Origin of the sequence: Caballeronia udeis, assembly GCF_044909315.1 — a bacterium.
Lineage (GTDB): Bacteria > Pseudomonadota > Gammaproteobacteria > Burkholderiales > Burkholderiaceae > Caballeronia > Caballeronia udeis_A.
The window spans coordinates 151,343-165,942 of record NZ_JBIYEB010000020.1; the positions used below are offsets into that span (position 1 = coordinate 151,343).

At 61.7% G+C, this 14,600-nt stretch carries 15 protein-coding genes; 13 read left to right on the plus strand and 2 right to left on the minus strand.

The window, feature by feature from the left end; all coding sequences use genetic code 11:
• Positions 1-45 precede the first annotated feature (45 nt).
• A complete protein-coding gene (locus tag ABH944_RS28570; protein ID WP_404610527.1) occupies positions 46-441 on the plus strand; it encodes an RT0821/Lpp0805 family surface protein in 396 nt (131 codons plus the stop codon).
• Positions 442-503: 62 nt separating this feature from the next.
• A complete protein-coding gene (locus ABH944_RS28575) occupies positions 504-956 on the plus strand; it encodes an NUDIX domain-containing protein (RefSeq protein WP_404610526.1) in 453 nt (150 codons plus the stop codon).
• Positions 957-980: 24 nt separating this feature from the next.
• Here ABH944_RS28575 and ABH944_RS28580 read toward each other — a convergent pair whose 3' ends face one another.
• Positions 981-1,889 carry a transporter substrate-binding domain-containing protein gene (locus tag ABH944_RS28580; protein ID WP_404610648.1) on the minus strand — a complete coding sequence of 303 codons (909 nt, stop codon included), beginning with the start codon at positions 1,887-1,889 and terminating at the stop codon, positions 981-983.
• Between the two features lie 112 nt (positions 1,890-2,001).
• On the minus strand, positions 2,002-3,711 hold the full coding sequence (locus ABH944_RS28585; RefSeq protein ID WP_404610525.1) for a glutamine--tRNA ligase/YqeY domain fusion protein: 1,710 nt from the start codon (positions 3,709-3,711) through the stop codon (positions 2,002-2,004).
• Between the two features lie 337 nt (positions 3,712-4,048).
• On the opposite strand from ABH944_RS28585, the gene ABH944_RS28590 reads away from it, so the two are divergent.
• From ABH944_RS28590 to ABH944_RS28640, 11 genes are all read left to right on the plus strand, one after another.
• Complete coding sequence (locus tag ABH944_RS28590; RefSeq protein ID WP_404610524.1) at positions 4,049-4,267, plus strand: ornithine acetyltransferase; 219 nt, start codon at positions 4,049-4,051, stop codon at positions 4,265-4,267.
• 206 nt (positions 4,268-4,473) lie between these two features.
• On the plus strand, positions 4,474-7,098 hold the full coding sequence (alaS, locus tag ABH944_RS28595; RefSeq protein WP_404610523.1) for an alanine--tRNA ligase: 2,625 nt from the start codon (positions 4,474-4,476) through the stop codon (positions 7,096-7,098).
• Between the two features lie 246 nt (positions 7,099-7,344).
• Positions 7,345-7,581: a hypothetical protein gene (locus tag ABH944_RS28600; protein ID WP_404610522.1), complete on the plus strand. Its 237-nt coding sequence runs from the start codon at positions 7,345-7,347 to the stop codon at positions 7,579-7,581.
• A gap of 118 nt (positions 7,582-7,699) precedes the next feature.
• Complete coding sequence (locus ABH944_RS28605) at positions 7,700-8,734, plus strand: threonine aldolase family protein (protein ID WP_404610521.1); 1,035 nt, start codon at positions 7,700-7,702, stop codon at positions 8,732-8,734.
• 28 nt (positions 8,735-8,762) lie between these two features.
• Positions 8,763-9,293: an NUDIX domain-containing protein gene (locus ABH944_RS28610; RefSeq protein ID WP_404610520.1), complete on the plus strand. Its 531-nt coding sequence runs from the start codon at positions 8,763-8,765 to the stop codon at positions 9,291-9,293.
• Positions 9,294-9,403: 110 nt separating this feature from the next.
• Positions 9,404-10,558 carry an iron-containing alcohol dehydrogenase gene (locus ABH944_RS28615; protein ID WP_404610519.1) on the plus strand — a complete coding sequence of 385 codons (1,155 nt, stop codon included), beginning with the start codon at positions 9,404-9,406 and terminating at the stop codon, positions 10,556-10,558.
• A gap of 3 nt (positions 10,559-10,561) precedes the next feature.
• Positions 10,562-11,008: an acyl-CoA thioesterase gene (locus tag ABH944_RS28620; RefSeq protein ID WP_404610518.1), complete on the plus strand. Its 447-nt coding sequence runs from the start codon at positions 10,562-10,564 to the stop codon at positions 11,006-11,008.
• Positions 11,009-11,088: 80 nt separating this feature from the next.
• Positions 11,089-11,973 (plus strand): branched-chain amino acid ABC transporter permease, encoded by an 885-nt coding sequence (locus tag ABH944_RS28625; RefSeq protein WP_404610647.1) that lies wholly within the window; start codon positions 11,089-11,091, stop codon positions 11,971-11,973.
• A complete protein-coding gene (locus ABH944_RS28630; protein WP_404610517.1) occupies positions 11,966-13,153 on the plus strand; it encodes a branched-chain amino acid ABC transporter permease in 1,188 nt (395 codons plus the stop codon). Before ABH944_RS28625 ends, ABH944_RS28630 begins: the two co-directional genes overlap by 8 nt.
• Complete coding sequence (locus tag ABH944_RS28635) at positions 13,150-13,890, plus strand: ABC transporter ATP-binding protein (RefSeq protein ID WP_404610516.1); 741 nt, start codon at positions 13,150-13,152, stop codon at positions 13,888-13,890. The genes ABH944_RS28630 and ABH944_RS28635 overlap by 4 nt, the downstream gene beginning before the upstream one ends.
• Positions 13,887-14,600, plus strand: a complete 714-nt coding sequence (locus ABH944_RS28640) for an ABC transporter ATP-binding protein (RefSeq protein WP_404610515.1) — start codon at positions 13,887-13,889, stop codon at positions 14,598-14,600. The genes ABH944_RS28635 and ABH944_RS28640 overlap by 4 nt, the downstream gene beginning before the upstream one ends.

The following is a 14,600-nucleotide window of genomic DNA, read 5'->3' on the forward strand; positions in this document are numbered from 1 at the left end:
GCCGAAATCCAATTCAATACCAATACCAACGAGGGAGAGTGTTTCATGTCATACCCATCTCGCGCGCTCAAGCGCGTCTCTGTGCAACTGATAGCAAGCTGTGTTGTGCTTGCCAGCGGCGCGGCACACGCGGCTAACCTCGGGTTTCTCACCAACACGCCGATCACGTACATGAAGCAGCGCGACTTGCAGGCGCTCAATACAGCGGCGCACTCGGCGCTCGACACCAGGCAGGACGGCGAGTCGCTCGACTGGAACAACGAAGGCGCGGGCAATCCGGTCGCAATCAACGGCACGATCACGCCGTCGGATACGAAGAAGGATGGTGACCGCACGTGCCGCAAGCTCACCATGGTGGCTTATGCCAAGGGTCAGACGCAGAGCTGGGCGCCGACCGTCTGCAAGACGGACGGCGGTAAATGGGCATTGTTGAAACAGTGACCTGTTTGAAGCAGCCGGAGGTTGCCCGTCACGCGGTATCGCGAATCCGGAGGGCCGGTTAAATGGCTGACCGGACGATTTCATGCGGGGTCGTGATCCTTAACACGCAAGGGGACGTGCTGCTGTGCCACGCGACCGAGACGTCACACTGGGATATCCCGAAAGGTCAGGGCGAGGCGGACGAACAACCCGTGGAAGCGGCGTTGCGGGAGCTCGTGGAAGAGACGGGGATTGTGCTGAAGGCGGAGCGTCTGAAGGATCTGGGTCGGTTCGTTTATCGCCGCGACAAGGATCTGCATCTGTTCGCGGTACGCGTGACCGACGACGAAGTGAAGCTTGAAGAGTGCGTCTGCGAATCGTATTTTCCGCGTCGCCGCGACGGCACGATGATCCCCGAAATGGATGCGTACCGATGGGTCACGCCGGTAGACATCGATCAGTACGCAAGCCGCAGCCTCGCGCGGCTGTTCCAGACCACGCTGTCGCTGACCGAGTTGCACCAGACGCTCGCCTGAGCCCAGCGCCGGCCGGTCTACGTGCTAGTCATCGGAGGCCCGGTCGTTCGGATTGGCGAACAAGGACTTCATTTCTGGCGAAAGGGGAAAACGCAAGTTGATGTTGTCGGGTGGAATGGGCTGCGTGAACCACCGGTTGTAGAGCTGTTCAGCTTCGCCTGAGCGCTCCATGCCGGCAATCACGTCGTCGGCCAATTTCTTGAAGACCGGGTCGCCCTTGCGCATCATGCATGCGTAGGATTCGTGCGCGAGCGGGTCACCGGTGACCATGTACTCGTCTTGAGCCGGACCTTCCTGGGCGATCTTTCCGTACAGCAACGGATCATCCATCACGAACGCCACGGCACGGCCGCTCTTTAGCGCATCGAAACCTTCTGCATGGTCTTTCGCGCTGATGATGCGCAGATTGAGTTTCCGGCTCATCGACAGCTCCCGCAGTAGCTGTTCGTCGGACGTGCCGGCGGTTGTCGAAACCGTTTTGCCGGCGAGATCGGCGTAGTTGTGAATGCCGGATTTGCGCTTCACCACCATCCGGATGCCGTAGGCGAAGAAGCTGTTCGAGAACGAGACCAGTTGCTCCCGGTCGCGAATATGACCGGTCGACCCGCACTCCAGGTCGATCTGGTGATTCACCACATACGACATTCGATTCGCCGATGTGACCACCACCGTGCTCACGGCGAGCCGCGGGGTTTGCAAGCGGAGCCGGACCTCGTCGACAATCTTGAGCGCAATGGTCTGCGAATAGCCGATCGACTGTCTGTTCGCGTCGAGATAGGAGAAGGGGACCGACGACTCCCGCACGCCGAGGACGATGGTGTCGTTCTCGGCGATCTTGCGCAAAGTGGGCGAGGAAAGCTCGGGTGTGCCTGCGAAAGCCGTCTGCGCCGCGATCAGCAGCGCAAACGTGCACGACGTGTACGACACGCGCAACCTGCGCGACACCCGTGACGCGTGCAACGCGTGGACGAACGACCTTGGCAAGGTGCGTTGCAAAGCATCCCCCACAACAGGTGCGAGCGTCCGGCGGGACGCGCCTATGGCTTTAAGCCGGCTTGGTCCAGCTATCGCGCAGGCTGACGATGCGATTGAACACCGGCTGGCCGGGTTTCGAATCGATACGGTCGGCGACGAAATACCCGTGGCGTTCAAACTGGTAGCGATCTTCGGCGTTGGCTTGGCGCGCGCCCGGTTCGAGATAAGCACGCACGATGCGCTTCGAGTCCGGATTCAGTGCGTCGAGAAATTCCGCGCCGCCCGCGCCGGGTTGCGGTTCTTTGAAGAGGCGGTCGTAGAGGCGTACTTCGGCTTCATATGCGCCTTGTGCGCTGACCCAGTGAATGGTGCCTTTGACCTTGTAGCCGTTTGCGCCTTCCGTGCCGGATTTGCTGTCGGGGAAATAGGTGCAATGCACAGCGGTGATATTGCCGTGCTCGTCCTTGTCCGCGCCCGTGCATTCCACCACGAAGCCGTACTTCAGCCGCACCTTGTTGCCCGGGAACAAGCGGAAATAGCCTTTCTTCGGGACTTCCTGGAAGTCCTCGCGCTCGATCCACAACTCCCGCGAAAACGGAAATTCGCGGGTGCCGCGCTCAGGGTGATGCGGATGGACCGGCGCGTTGCACGTTTCGCTCGTGCCTTCCGGATAGTTGTCGATAATCAGTTTCAGCGGGTCAAGCACCGCGATTGCCCGCGGCGCCTTTTCGTCGAGGTCGTCGCGCAATGCGCCTTCCAGCACACTCATGTCGATCCAGGAGTCGACCTTCGTCACCGCCACACGGTCACACATGAGGCGGATGCTTTCCGGCGTGAAACCCCGGCGCCGAACGCCCACAATAGTCGGCATGCGGGGGTCGTCCCAGCCGTCGACATGATTTTCCGTCACCAGTTGCAACAGCTTGCGCTTGCTGGTGATGGCGTAGGTCAGGTTCAGGCGTGAGAACTCGATTTGCTGCGGCAGCGGGCGGGTGAACTTGCCGTCGTCGGCGAGTTGGTTCAGGAACCAGTCGTACAGCGGACGGTGATCTTCAAACTCGAGCGTACACAGCGAATGCGTGATGTTCTCGAGCGCGTCCGACACACAGTGCGTGTAGTCGTACATGGGATAGATGCACCACGTGTCGCCGGTCCGGTAATGATGCGCAAAACGAATCCGGTAGATGACGGGGTCGCGCAGGTTGAAATTCGGCGACGCCATGTCGATCTTCGCGCGCAGCACGTGCTCGCCTTCCTTGAACTCGCCCGCTTTCATGCGGCGGAACAGGTCCAGGTTCTCTTCCGGTGTGCGGTCGCGGAACGGTGAATTCTTCCCGGGCTCCTGGGCCGAGCCGCGCGTGAGGCGCATTTCTTCGGCCGACTGGCTGTCGACATAAGCCTGGCCGCGTTCGATCAGCAGCTCGGCGAATTCGTAGAGCTTGTCGTAGTAATCGCTTGCGAAGTACAGGTGTTCGGTGCCGTCCTTGTTCCAGTCGAAGCCGAGCCACTTGACGGCGTCGATGATGGAATCGACATATTCGACGCTTTCCTTTTCCGGGTTCGTGTCGTCGAAACGAAGGTGACAGACGCCGTCGTAATCACGCGCGATGCCGAAATTGACGCAAATGCTCTTCGCATGGCCAATGTGCAGATAGCCGTTCGGCTCGGGCGGAAAACGTGTTTCGACCCGCTGCGACCATTTGTCGTTGCGATTGTCTTCGTCAATGATATTGCGAATGAAATTGTTTACCGCCGGGGCGTCGTTGCGATCGGTGTTCATGCGAGAAAGAGAGAGCGGACGAGGGCGCTAGCGTTGAAGACTTGCAGCTTGCGTTCGGTAAGACTTATCTGGTCTTTCGATTCTACCTTAGCGTGAGGGTCAGGACAGTGCAGGCCAGGATTTTGCCGCGATGTGCGGCGTAGCTGCGACATCGGGGCGCCTGTGCGGTTGTAACGAGGCCGGACCGTTTCCTATACCGGATGTATCCGGCGTAACGGGACGTAAATCGAATTGTCGCCAATGATGGGAGGATTTTAAGATAGCCTCGCATTCCGGAATAATGAAATTGTAAGGTTGGAATGTGAGCGGTATCGACGATAAAAAGGACAGTCTCATCATGAACAAGATCACGCGGGTTTCTTTTCAGGCTGCACGGGTTGCGGCAATTGGCGTGTTTATCGCTTCGCTGTCGGCATGTGCGATGAACCGTACGCAGGCGCACGCGGGTATTGGCGCGGCGGCCGGCGGGGCGTTGGGTTACGTGCTGACCGGCGGTCCGCTCGGGACGGTGGCGGGAGCGGCAGCGGGCGGGTTGATCGGGGCAGGGGTGCGGTAAGCGGGGGTTATTACCGCGGCGGCAGAAGGGATTGCGGGAAGGCGGGAGTTGTGGGCGGTGTCGGCGCCAGCAAAATCCCGCTTCAAACCCCGTATAATCGACAATCCCATTTTGGCACCCGGCGTCCGGCCCTCGCGCGCGAGCGACAAAAATCAGAAGCTCCGCCCCAAGCGCCGCCGCCGTACAAAACAGCAGACCCGCACGCCATGAAAGCCGCCGACATCCGCGAGAAATTCCTCAAGTTCTTTGAATCGAAGGGCCACACGATCGTGCGCTCGTCCAGCCTTGTGCCCGGCAACGATCCCACGCTGCTCTTCGTGAACTCGGGCATGGTCCAGTTCAAGGACGTCTTCCTGGGAACCGAGAGCCGGCCGTATTCGCGCGCCACGACCTCGCAACGCAGCGTCCGCGCGGGCGGCAAGCACAACGACCTCGAAAACGTCGGCTACACGGCCCGCCATCACACGTTCTTCGAAATGCTGGGCAACTTCTCGTTCGGCGACTATTTCAAGCGCGATGCCATCCACTATTGCTGGGAGCTGCTGACCAAGGTCTACGGCCTGCCGCCGGAAAAGCTCACCGTCACGGTCTACCAGGAAGACGACGAAGCGTTCGCCATCTGGGAAAACGAAATCGGCGTGCCGAAAGAGCGGATCATCCGCATTGGCGACAACAAGGGTGCACGCTACGCATCGGATAACTTCTGGACCATGGGCGACACTGGCCCGTGCGGCCCGTGTTCGGAAGTGTTCTACGACCACGGCCCGGAAGTGTGGGGCGGCCCGCCGGGATCACCGGAAGAGGACGGCGACCGCTTCATCGAGATCTGGAATCTCGTGTTCATGCAGTTCAACCGCGACGTGCAGGGCAACATGACGAAGCTGCCCAAGCAGAGCGTGGACACCGGCATGGGCCTCGAACGCCTCGCCGCCGTGCTCCAGCATGTGCACAGCAACTACGAGATCGACCTGTTCCAGGCGCTGATCAAGGCCGCGGCCCGTGAAACGGACACGCAAGACCTCACCAACAACTCGCTGAAGGTGATTGCGGACCATATCCGCGCGTGCTCGTTCCTCATTGTCGACGGCGTGATTCCCGGCAACGAAGGCCGCGGTTATGTGCTGCGCCGGATCGTGCGCCGCGCCATTCGCCACGGCTACAAACTCGGCCGCAAGGGTGCGTTTTTCCATAAGCTCGTGGCCGATCTGGTCGAGGAAATGGGCGCGGCATACCCGGAACTCAAGGACGCGCAAACGCGCGTCACGGACGTTTTGCGGCAGGAAGAAGAACGTTTCTTCGAAACCATCGACCACGGTATGTCGATGCTCGAAACTGCGCTCGCCGAACTCGATGCAAAGGGCTCGAAGCAACTGGACGGCGAACTCGCGTTCAAGCTGCACGACACGTTCGGCTTCCCGCTGGATCTGACCGCGGACGTTTGCCGCGAGCGCGGCATCACGGTGGACGAAGTCGCGTTCGACGAAGCCATGGCACGTCAGCGCGAACAGGCGCGTTCAGCGGGCAAGTTCAAGTCGGCGCAAGGTCTGGACTACGCTGGGGCCAAAACCACGTTCCACGGCTACGAAGACGAAATCTTCGACGACGCCAAAGTGGTTGCGCTCTACGTTGACGGTGCGCCGGTGGAAGAGGCGCACGTGGGCCAGCAGGCCGTCGTCGTGCTCGATCACACGCCGTTCTATGCCGAATCGGGTGGCCAGGCGGGCGATCACGGTGTGCTCGCGAATGCGGCGGTGCGCTTCGCCGTCGTCGATACCCTCAAGGTCCAGTCCGACGTCGTTGGCCATCACGGCACGGTCGAGCAGGGCACGCTGAAAGTTGGCGACGTGGTGAAGGCGGAAATCGATACGGTTCGCCGTCTTCGCACCGCCCGCAATCACTCGGCCACGCACCTGATGCACAAGGCGCTGCGCGAAGTGCTCGGCGGCCACGTGCAGCAGAAAGGCTCGCTCGTCGACCCGGACAAGACTCGCTTTGACTTCGCGCACAACGCGCCCATGACCGACGAGCAGATTCGTCGCGTGGAAGAAATCGTCAACGCCGAAGTGCTGGCAAATGCGCCGGGTATCGTGCGTGTCATGCCGTACGACGAAGCCGTGAAGGGCGGCGCAATGGCGCTGTTCGGCGAAAAGTACGGCGACGAAGTACGCGTGCTCGACCTCGGTTTCTCGCGCGAACTGTGCGGCGGTACGCATGTGCAGCGTACGGGCGATATCGGCTTGTTCAAGATCGTGATGGAAGGCGGCGTGGCGGCAGGAATTCGGCGCGTGGAAGCGATCACGGGCGACAACGCCGTGCGTTTCGTGCAGGAACTCGACGCGCGAATCAACGCGGCATCGGCGGCACTGAAGGCACAACCGTCCGAGCTCACGCAGCGCATCACGCAAGTCCAGGATCACGTGAAGGCGCTGGAAAAGGAACTCGGTGCGCTGAAGTCGAAACTTGCTTCCAGCCAGGGCGACGAACTCGTGTCGCAGGCGGTCGAGATTGGCGGCGTGTTCGTGTTGGCCGCGCAATTGCCGGGTGCGGATGGCAAGACGCTGCGCGAAACCGTCGATAAATTGAAGGACAAGCTGAAGAACGCAGCCATTGTTCTGGCAGCCGTCGATGGCAACAAGGTCAGCCTGATTGCAGGCGTGACGGAGGAGGCATCGAAGAAGGTGAAAGCCGGTGATCTGGTGAACTTCGTTGCGCAGCAAGTCGGCGGCAAGGGCGGTGGACGGCCCGACATGGCGCAGGCGGGCGGTACCGAGCCGGAGAACCTGGCGGCGGCGCTGGCCGGCGTCAATGACTGGGTGAAGGGCAAGCTTTAAGCAGTCAGCTTTTCAGGGCCTCAGGCCCCCAGGCGTTTCAACCGTTTCAAAAAGCCCGCTCTGTTGCAGCTACAGAACGGGCTTTTTTTCGTTTGCGAGTGACGTGGTTCCTACGCGGCCTCGAATGCGAATATCGCCGCAAACGGCCATGGAAACTGAAAGCAAATTGACAGGTATGGGGCTTGCCCTTCCTTGATCAGCGCAGGCAAGAGGCCTTGCGCGTCGACTACAAAAGGAACCTGTCTCATGAATCGAAAACTCGTCACACTCGTCGCCGCTTCCTCGCTGTTTTTCGCCACGGGTTCCGTCTATGCCAAAGGATGTCTGGAAGGTGCGGCAGTCGGCGGCGTGGCGGGCCATATGGCGGGCAAGCATGGAGCGGTGGGCGCAGCCGGCGGTTGCGCGATCGGTCATCACGAAGCGAACAAGAAGGACAAGAAAGCGCAGCAGGCTGCGCAAGGCAATCAACCCGCCGGAAAATGACCCGGTAGAAGCGGTCAGCGGACAGGCATGAATGGCGTGGCGAGGGCGGTGCCCGCGCGCTCGCGCGCGACCCGCTAAAATAACGGCCACGCCCACTATCGCCCCGGCCCCTGACCGCATGCAACATTTTGCCTCCGACAACTACGCCGGCATCTGCCCCGAAGCGCTCGCCGCGCTGATCGAAGCCAACAACAGCGGCCACGAGCCAGCCTATGGCGACGACTCCTGGACCCAGGGCGTGTGCGACCGCATCCGCGACCTGTTCCAGACCGACTGCGAAGTCTTCTTCGTCTTCAACGGCACGGCGGCCAATTCGCTGGCGCTCGCGTCACTCTGCCAGTCGTATCACTCGGTTATCTGTCACGAACTTGCGCACATCGAAACCGATGAATGCGGCGGCCCTGAATTTTTCTCCGGCGGCTCGAAGTTGCTGACGGCGCCGGGTATGGACGGGAAGCTCACGCCCGATGCTATCGAAGCCATCGTCACGCGCCGCGCCGACATTCACTACCCGAAGCCCAAGGTCGTCACGCTCACGCAATCCACCGAAGTGGGTACGGTCTACACCGTGGAAGAAATTCGCGCCATCGCGGCGATCGCGAAACGCCGCCATCTGAAGGTGCACATGGACGGTGCGCGGTTTGCGAACGCGGTCGCTTCGCTGAATGTGCATCCGTCGGAGATCACGTGGCGCGCGGGCGTCGACGTGCTGTGTTTCGGCGGCACGAAGAACGGCCTGCCCGTTGGCGAGGCGGTGATTTTCTTCGATAAGGCGCTGGCCGTCGACTTTGCGTATCGGCTGAAACAGGCGGGGCAACTGGCGTCGAAGATGCGTTTTATTTCGGCGCCGTGGCTCGGGTTGCTCAATAACGATGTCTGGCTGCGCAACGCGCGCCATGCAAACGGCATGGCGCAATTGATGGCCGAGCGGCTGGAGGGCATAGAAGGCGTGAGGGTGATGTTCAGGCCGCAGGGAAATGCGGTGTTCGCCGAGTTGCCGCCGGCGGTTGCGCAGGCGCTGCGCAACAAGGGCTGGAAGTTTTATCAGTTCATCGGCTCGGGCGGCTGCCGGCTGATGTGTGCGTGGGACACGCTGCCGGAAACGGTGGAACAGTTCGCCGGCGAGGTCCGCGCACTGTGCGCTGCCCACTGACTTTTCTTAGATCCCCTGACCCCAGACCATGATCGAATACCATTTCTGTCCACGCGATGCCAACAAGCTCGTCGAACGCGCCGATCCAAGCCACGAAGGCGGCCGTGTGCGACTCGCGTGTCCGGACCCGGAATGCGGTTTCGTGCACTGGAATAACCCGCTGCCGGTGGTCGCGGCGATCGTGGAGTACGAGGGCAAGATCCTGCTCGCGCGCAATGCAGCATGGCCCGAGGGCATGTTCGCGCTGATCACGGGTTTTCTCGAGAACGGCGAGACGCCCGAAGAGGGCATCGCCCGCGAAGTGCACGAGGAAACGTCGCTGGTCGCGGAATCGGTGGAACTGGTCGGCGTGTATGAATTCATGCGCAAGAACGAACTGATCATCGCGTATCACGTGAAGGCGAACGGGACCATCAACCTGTCGCCGGAACTGCTTGAATATCGTCTGGTCGAGCCCGCGAAGCTCAGACCCTGGCGCGCGGGAACCGGCCACGCCGTGGCGGAGTGGATGCGCCGCCGCGGTCTGGCCGTGGAATACGTGGACCGGCCGGGACAGTAAAACGCGTAACACTCGCACGATCCATGGCGTCCGCGCGGATTGACGGACTCCCGTGCGACTCCTAACATGCCAGACGCCTCACTTAACTGCGTCAACCGCGGACACTCGTCATGGCCTTCATCTTCTACGTCACCCACATCCACCTCGGTTACGACGCGCTCGCCATGCTCGACAGCGAATGCGCGCGCGTCGGCATCAGGCGGCCACTGATCATCACGGACAAAGGTGTACTGGCCGCGGGGCTCGTGTCGCAGACCGTCCAGGCGCTGGACCTGGATGCGGGCGCTGTTCCCATCTTCGATGAAACCCCGTCGAACCCGACCGAAGCCATGGTGATGAAAGCTGCCGCGCTCTACAAAAGCGAAGGCTGCGATGGCCTGATCGCCGTGGGCGGCGGATCGTCCATTGACCTGGCCAAGGGTGTCGCGATCATGGCGACCCATCCGGGGACGTTGACTGAGTACGCGACCATCGAAGGCGGCAGCAACAAGATCACCGCTCAGGCCGCACCGCTGATCGCCGTGCCGACCACCTCGGGCACCGGCAGCGAAGTAGCGCGCGGGGCGATCATCATTCTCGACGACGGCCGCAAGCTCGGCTTTCACTCGTGGCATATCCTGCCCAAGTCCGCAGTCTGCGATCCGTCGCTGACGCTGGGCTTGCCGCCCATGCTCACCGCTGCAACCGGCATGGACGCGATCGCGCATTGCATCGAAACATTTCTTGCACCGGCATTCAATCCGCCTGCGGATGGCATCGCGCTGGATGGGCTCGAGCGCGCGTGGGCGTCCATCGAACGGGCGACGCATGACGGTCAGGAGCGCGATGCGCGCCTGAACATGATGAGCGCGTCCATGCAGGGCGCCATGGCGTTCCAGAAGGGTCTGGGCTGCGTGCATTCGCTGTCGCATCCGCTGGGCGGTCTGGTCGTGAACGGCCGCACCGGACTGCATCACGGCACGCTGAACGCGGTGGTTCTACCCGCCGTGCTGCGCTTCAACGAAAGCGCGCCGAGCGTGGTAGCCGACAAGCGTTTCGCACGGATGCGCCGCGTGATGAATCTCGCCGCCGACGCCGATATCGCTCAAGCTGTCCATGACATGACCGAGCGCCTTGGCCTGCCAACGCGTCTGTCCCAAATGGGTGTTGAGCAGAGCATGTTCGACAAGGTGATCAAGGGCGCGCTTGCCGATCATTGCCACAAGACCAACCCGCGCGAAGCGAGTGCGGAGGATTATCGGCGGATGCTGCAGGAGTCGTTCTGATCCATGAGCCGCCCTGTACCCACGACGCGCGCGGATTATCCGCATTTCCTGTCGATCAATACGCGCTGGTCCGATAACGATCTCTACGGCCACGTGAACAACGTGGTGTATTACAGCTACTTCGATACGGTCGTGAACGAGTATCTGATCCGGCACGGCGCGCTCGACCTTGAAGCTGGCAAGACGATCGGGCTCGTGGCAGAAACGCATTGCAGCTACTTCGCTTCGCTGGCGTTTCCGGAATGTATCGATGCCGGTCTGCGCGTAACGCGGCTCGGGTCCACGAGCGTGCGTTACGAAGTGGGCATCTTCAGCGCGGGGTCGGAACAACCTGCGGCGCAAGGGTATTTCGTGCACGTGTATGTCGATCGCGATACGCGCCGTCCGGTGCCGCTGCCCGACACGCTCGTCGCAGCGCTCAAGCCGCTCGTCAGCATGGTCACCGGGTAGGTTCGCGTAACGTGACCTCGTTCGTTCAGTGGTTCGCGATCAACCTTCTGAATGGAGTGAGCGTCGGGTTGCTGCTGTTCATGCTGTCGGCGGGACTGACGCTGATCTTCAGCATGATGGGCGTTCTCAACTTCGCGCATGCGAGCTTTTATATGCTCGGCGCCTATGTGGGTTACGCGCTTGCGGCCGTTGGGGGTTTCTGGTTTGCGCTGGTCATTTCTCCTTTGCTCGTTGGCGCGCTCGGCGGTTTGTTCGAGCGGTTTTTATTACGCCGGATTGAAACGCGCGGCGCGCTTGCCGAGCTACTGCTGACGTTCGGCGCGGCCTATCTGATCGCTGAAGTCGTAAAGCTGGTCTGGGGTCTTGCGCCTATCAACGCGGTTGTTCCTTCAGGCCTCGATGGCCCGTTGTTCACGCTCTACGGCGCCGCTTTCCCGCGTTATCGCGCATTCATGATGGGTGTATCGCTGGCCATGCTGCTGGCTTTGTATGCCGTGCTGCGGGTCTCGCGAATAGGGCTTGTAGTGAGGGCCGCGCTCACCCATGCCGCGACCGTCGAGACGCTTGGGCACAACGTTCCCCGTGTGTTTACGCTGGTGTTCGCGACCGGCACCGCGCTCGCTGCGCTGGCGGGCGTGATCGGCGCGCCGTTGTTCGTGATCGAACCTTCTATGGCCGAGAACATCGGCCCCATCGTGTTTGTTGTCGTAGTCGTCGGTGGCCTGGGGTCGGTGGGCGGAGCGCTGGTGGCGTCGCTTCTGATCGGATGCGTGCAGACGTTTGCAGTCGGGACTACGTTGTCGCTCGGGAGCGTCGCCCAGTTTGCCGGCGTTGCGTTGCCGCCTGCCTGGGCTGCATTGAGCGTCGCGCAGATCGCGCCCGTGCTGCCGTATGTGCTGTTGGTCGCGATGCTCGCGCTGCGCCCGCGTGGACTCTTCGGCCAGCGTGGCGACGACGATGCTTAACGTCCTCACCCAATCCCGTACCGCTCTGCGTCAGGCGCTTCCGTGGCTGCTGCTCGTGGCCGGTCTTGCGTTGCCGCCGCTCTTCACCTCGCAGAGCTGGCTGCTCGCCTATCTCGGGCAAACCGCGACCATGATCGTGTTCGCACTCTCATTCAACTTGCTGCTCGGGGAAGCAGGGTTGCTGTCGTTCGGGCACGCCGTGTATGCCGGGCTCGGAGCGTTCGCCGCCGCGCAAATCTTCAATCGATACCCCGTGCCGTTGCCCCTTTTGCCGTTGATCGGCGGCGTGTCGGCGGCGCTCGTCGCGGTCGTGTCCGGCTTCTTTTCAACGCGTCGCGCCGGTACGACATTCGCGATGATCACGCTTGGTATCGGCGAACTGGTCGCGGCGGGTGTGTGGCTTGTGCCGGGATGGTTCGGCGGCGAGGGCGGCGTTCCTATCGATCGGGCGAGCGGCCCTGTCATCTTCGGCTTGAACTTCGGGCCTTCGATTCAGGCCTATGCCCTGATCGCCGGATGGTGCGTGCTGGCGTGCATCGCGATGTTCGTGTTCTCGCGCACGCCGTTCGTGCGGGTGGCAAATGCGGTTCGCGATAACCCCGTGCGTGCGGCAGCTATCGGCTTCGATCCGCGCCGCGTGCGCTTTGCGATGGTGATCGTCGCGGCGTTTTTCGCGGGCGTGGCGGGCGGGCTGGGGCTGATCAATGTGGAGCTGGCATCGGCGGAAGGGGTAGGCCTCGCGCGCTCGGGAAGCGTGCTGATCGCAGCGGTGATCGGTGGGACTGCAGAATTCTTTGGGCCGGTGCTGGGCGCCGTGGTGCTGACGTTTTTCAGCCTGGTGGTGGGGAGTGTATCGGTGGCGTGGGTGGCCTATCTTGGGCTGTTTTTTGTGTGGGTTGTGGTGGTGGCGCCCAAGGGTTTGGTGGGCTTTATTGCTGCACGATCACGCGACGGTTACGTGGCTATCGCGTTTGCGTTGTGCGCCGCTGGCGCGTGGCTGCTGGCAATCGTCATCGCTATGGAACTCGCCTACGCGCTGCAATTCGATAGTCATGGCGACGGCCTTGCGCACATCGCGGGTTTCCTTCTCGATGGCCGGCACGCCGCTCCCTGGTGCGTCGCGTTTTTCAGCGCCGTGATTGCGGTTCTATTTACACGGCAAGCTCGGAGCGCACCATGAACACCGCGCTCGAACTGAAGGAGATCACTAAGCGTTTCGGTGCGACGCAGGTTCTTCGCGGCGTCGATCTGAGCATTCGCGAAGGCGAGCGTCATGCGTTGATCGGTCCCAACGGTGCAGGCAAGTCCACTTTGTTCGACCTGATCGCGGGGCGCACGCAACCCACGAGTGGCCGCATTGCGTTGAACGGTACCGACGTGACGGGGATGCCGGCTCATCGGCTGGGACGCAAGGGCCTCGCGCGCAGCTTCCAGACCACAAGCGTGTTCACGGGTCTCACCGTGCGCGACAACGTCTGTTGCGCGGTGCTCGGCTCTGGCGTAACGACCTGGAAGGATCGATGGCTCCGCTCGAGCGTGATCGATGAGGAGACGCATCGCGTGATAGCGGCTATCGGTCTTGCCGATCACAGCGATGCACTCGCGACCAGCCTCAGTTATGCCGAGTTACGCGCGCTTGATCTGGGCCTCGCGCTGGCCACCGGCGCGTCCGTGCTGTTGCTCGATGAACCCACCGCCGGTATGAATCGCGCGGAAGCCGCGCGTGCGCTCGCATTGATTCGCGAGACGACGCAGGGCAAGACGCTGTTGATCGTGGAGCACGATATGGAAGCGGTGTTTGCGCTCGCCGATCGCATTTCGGTGCTTGTGCAAGGTCGCGTGATTGCAACGGGGACGCCCGCTGAAATTGCAGCGAACCCGGCGGTTCGCACGGCCTACCTCGGCGAAATACCATGACAAGGCTGCTCGAAATCGATGGCCTGAACGCGGGATATGGCGCAAGTCATGTGCTGCATGACGTGAGCCTGCGCATAGGCGAGGGCGAGATCGTCGCCCTGGCGGGACGCAACGGGTCGGGACGCTCGACGCTCGCCAAAGCGCTGATGGGGCTCGTACACGCCGAAGGGGTAGCAAACTTTCGCGGGGTATCGATGATCGGAAAACGGCCTCACGTCATTGCGCGGATGGGCGTGGGCTACGTGCCTGAACAGCGTGATGTCTTCCCGACGTTAAGCGTGCGCGAAAACCTGCAACTCGGCATCAAGCGGGGTGGGTCGCGTTTCAGCAGTTTTACGATCAACGACGCGGAGCAACTGTTCCCCGTGTTGCAGGAACGTGCGGCCGTGAAGGCGGGGATGTTGTCAGGAGGCGAGCAGCAAATGCTCGCGCTTGCCCGGACGTTGATGGGCGATCCGTCGTTCGTGATCGTCGATGAGCCTACAGAGGGGCTCGCGCCACAAGTCGTCGAGCAAGTCTCTTCATGCCTGAAGAACCTGCGGGAGCGTGGCGTGGCGATTCTCCTGATCGAACAACGCATGAGCATTGCGCGTGAGCTCGCCACGCGGGTTGCCGTGATGGGTCACGGCAAAATCGTCTTCGACGACACGCCCGCCGCGCTTGCTGCCAACGAGCGTGTGATCAACGAATGGCTCTCGGTCGGCGGCTAA

Excerpts from the sequence above, each read along its gene's own strand:
- ABH944_RS28575 (WP_404610526.1), top strand. The coding sequence starts at position 504 with ATGGCTGACCGGACGATTTCATGCGGGGTCGTGATCCTTAACACGCAA.
- ABH944_RS28625 (WP_404610647.1), top strand. The coding sequence starts at position 11,089 with ATGCTGTCGGCGGGACTGACGCTGATCTTCAGCATGATGGGCGTTCTC.
- ABH944_RS28585 (WP_404610525.1), bottom strand. The coding sequence starts at position 3,711 with ATGAACACCGATCGCAACGACGCCCCGGCGGTAAACAATTTCATTCGC.
- ABH944_RS28635 (WP_404610516.1), top strand. The coding sequence starts at position 13,150 with ATGAACACCGCGCTCGAACTGAAGGAGATCACTAAGCGTTTCGGTGCG.
- ABH944_RS28615 (WP_404610519.1), top strand. The coding sequence starts at position 9,404 with ATGGCCTTCATCTTCTACGTCACCCACATCCACCTCGGTTACGACGCG.
- ABH944_RS28590 (WP_404610524.1), top strand. The coding sequence starts at position 4,049 with ATGAACAAGATCACGCGGGTTTCTTTTCAGGCTGCACGGGTTGCGGCA.
- ABH944_RS28620 (WP_404610518.1), top strand. The coding sequence starts at position 10,562 with ATGAGCCGCCCTGTACCCACGACGCGCGCGGATTATCCGCATTTCCTG.
- ABH944_RS28605 (WP_404610521.1), top strand. The coding sequence starts at position 7,700 with ATGCAACATTTTGCCTCCGACAACTACGCCGGCATCTGCCCCGAAGCG.
- ABH944_RS28630 (WP_404610517.1), top strand. The coding sequence starts at position 11,966 with ATGCTTAACGTCCTCACCCAATCCCGTACCGCTCTGCGTCAGGCGCTT.
- ABH944_RS28570 (WP_404610527.1), top strand. The coding sequence starts at position 46 with ATGTCATACCCATCTCGCGCGCTCAAGCGCGTCTCTGTGCAACTGATA.
- alaS (WP_404610523.1), top strand. The coding sequence starts at position 4,474 with ATGAAAGCCGCCGACATCCGCGAGAAATTCCTCAAGTTCTTTGAATCG.
- ABH944_RS28610 (WP_404610520.1), top strand. The coding sequence starts at position 8,763 with ATGATCGAATACCATTTCTGTCCACGCGATGCCAACAAGCTCGTCGAA.
- ABH944_RS28600 (WP_404610522.1), top strand. The coding sequence starts at position 7,345 with ATGAATCGAAAACTCGTCACACTCGTCGCCGCTTCCTCGCTGTTTTTC.
- ABH944_RS28640 (WP_404610515.1), top strand. The coding sequence starts at position 13,887 with ATGACAAGGCTGCTCGAAATCGATGGCCTGAACGCGGGATATGGCGCA.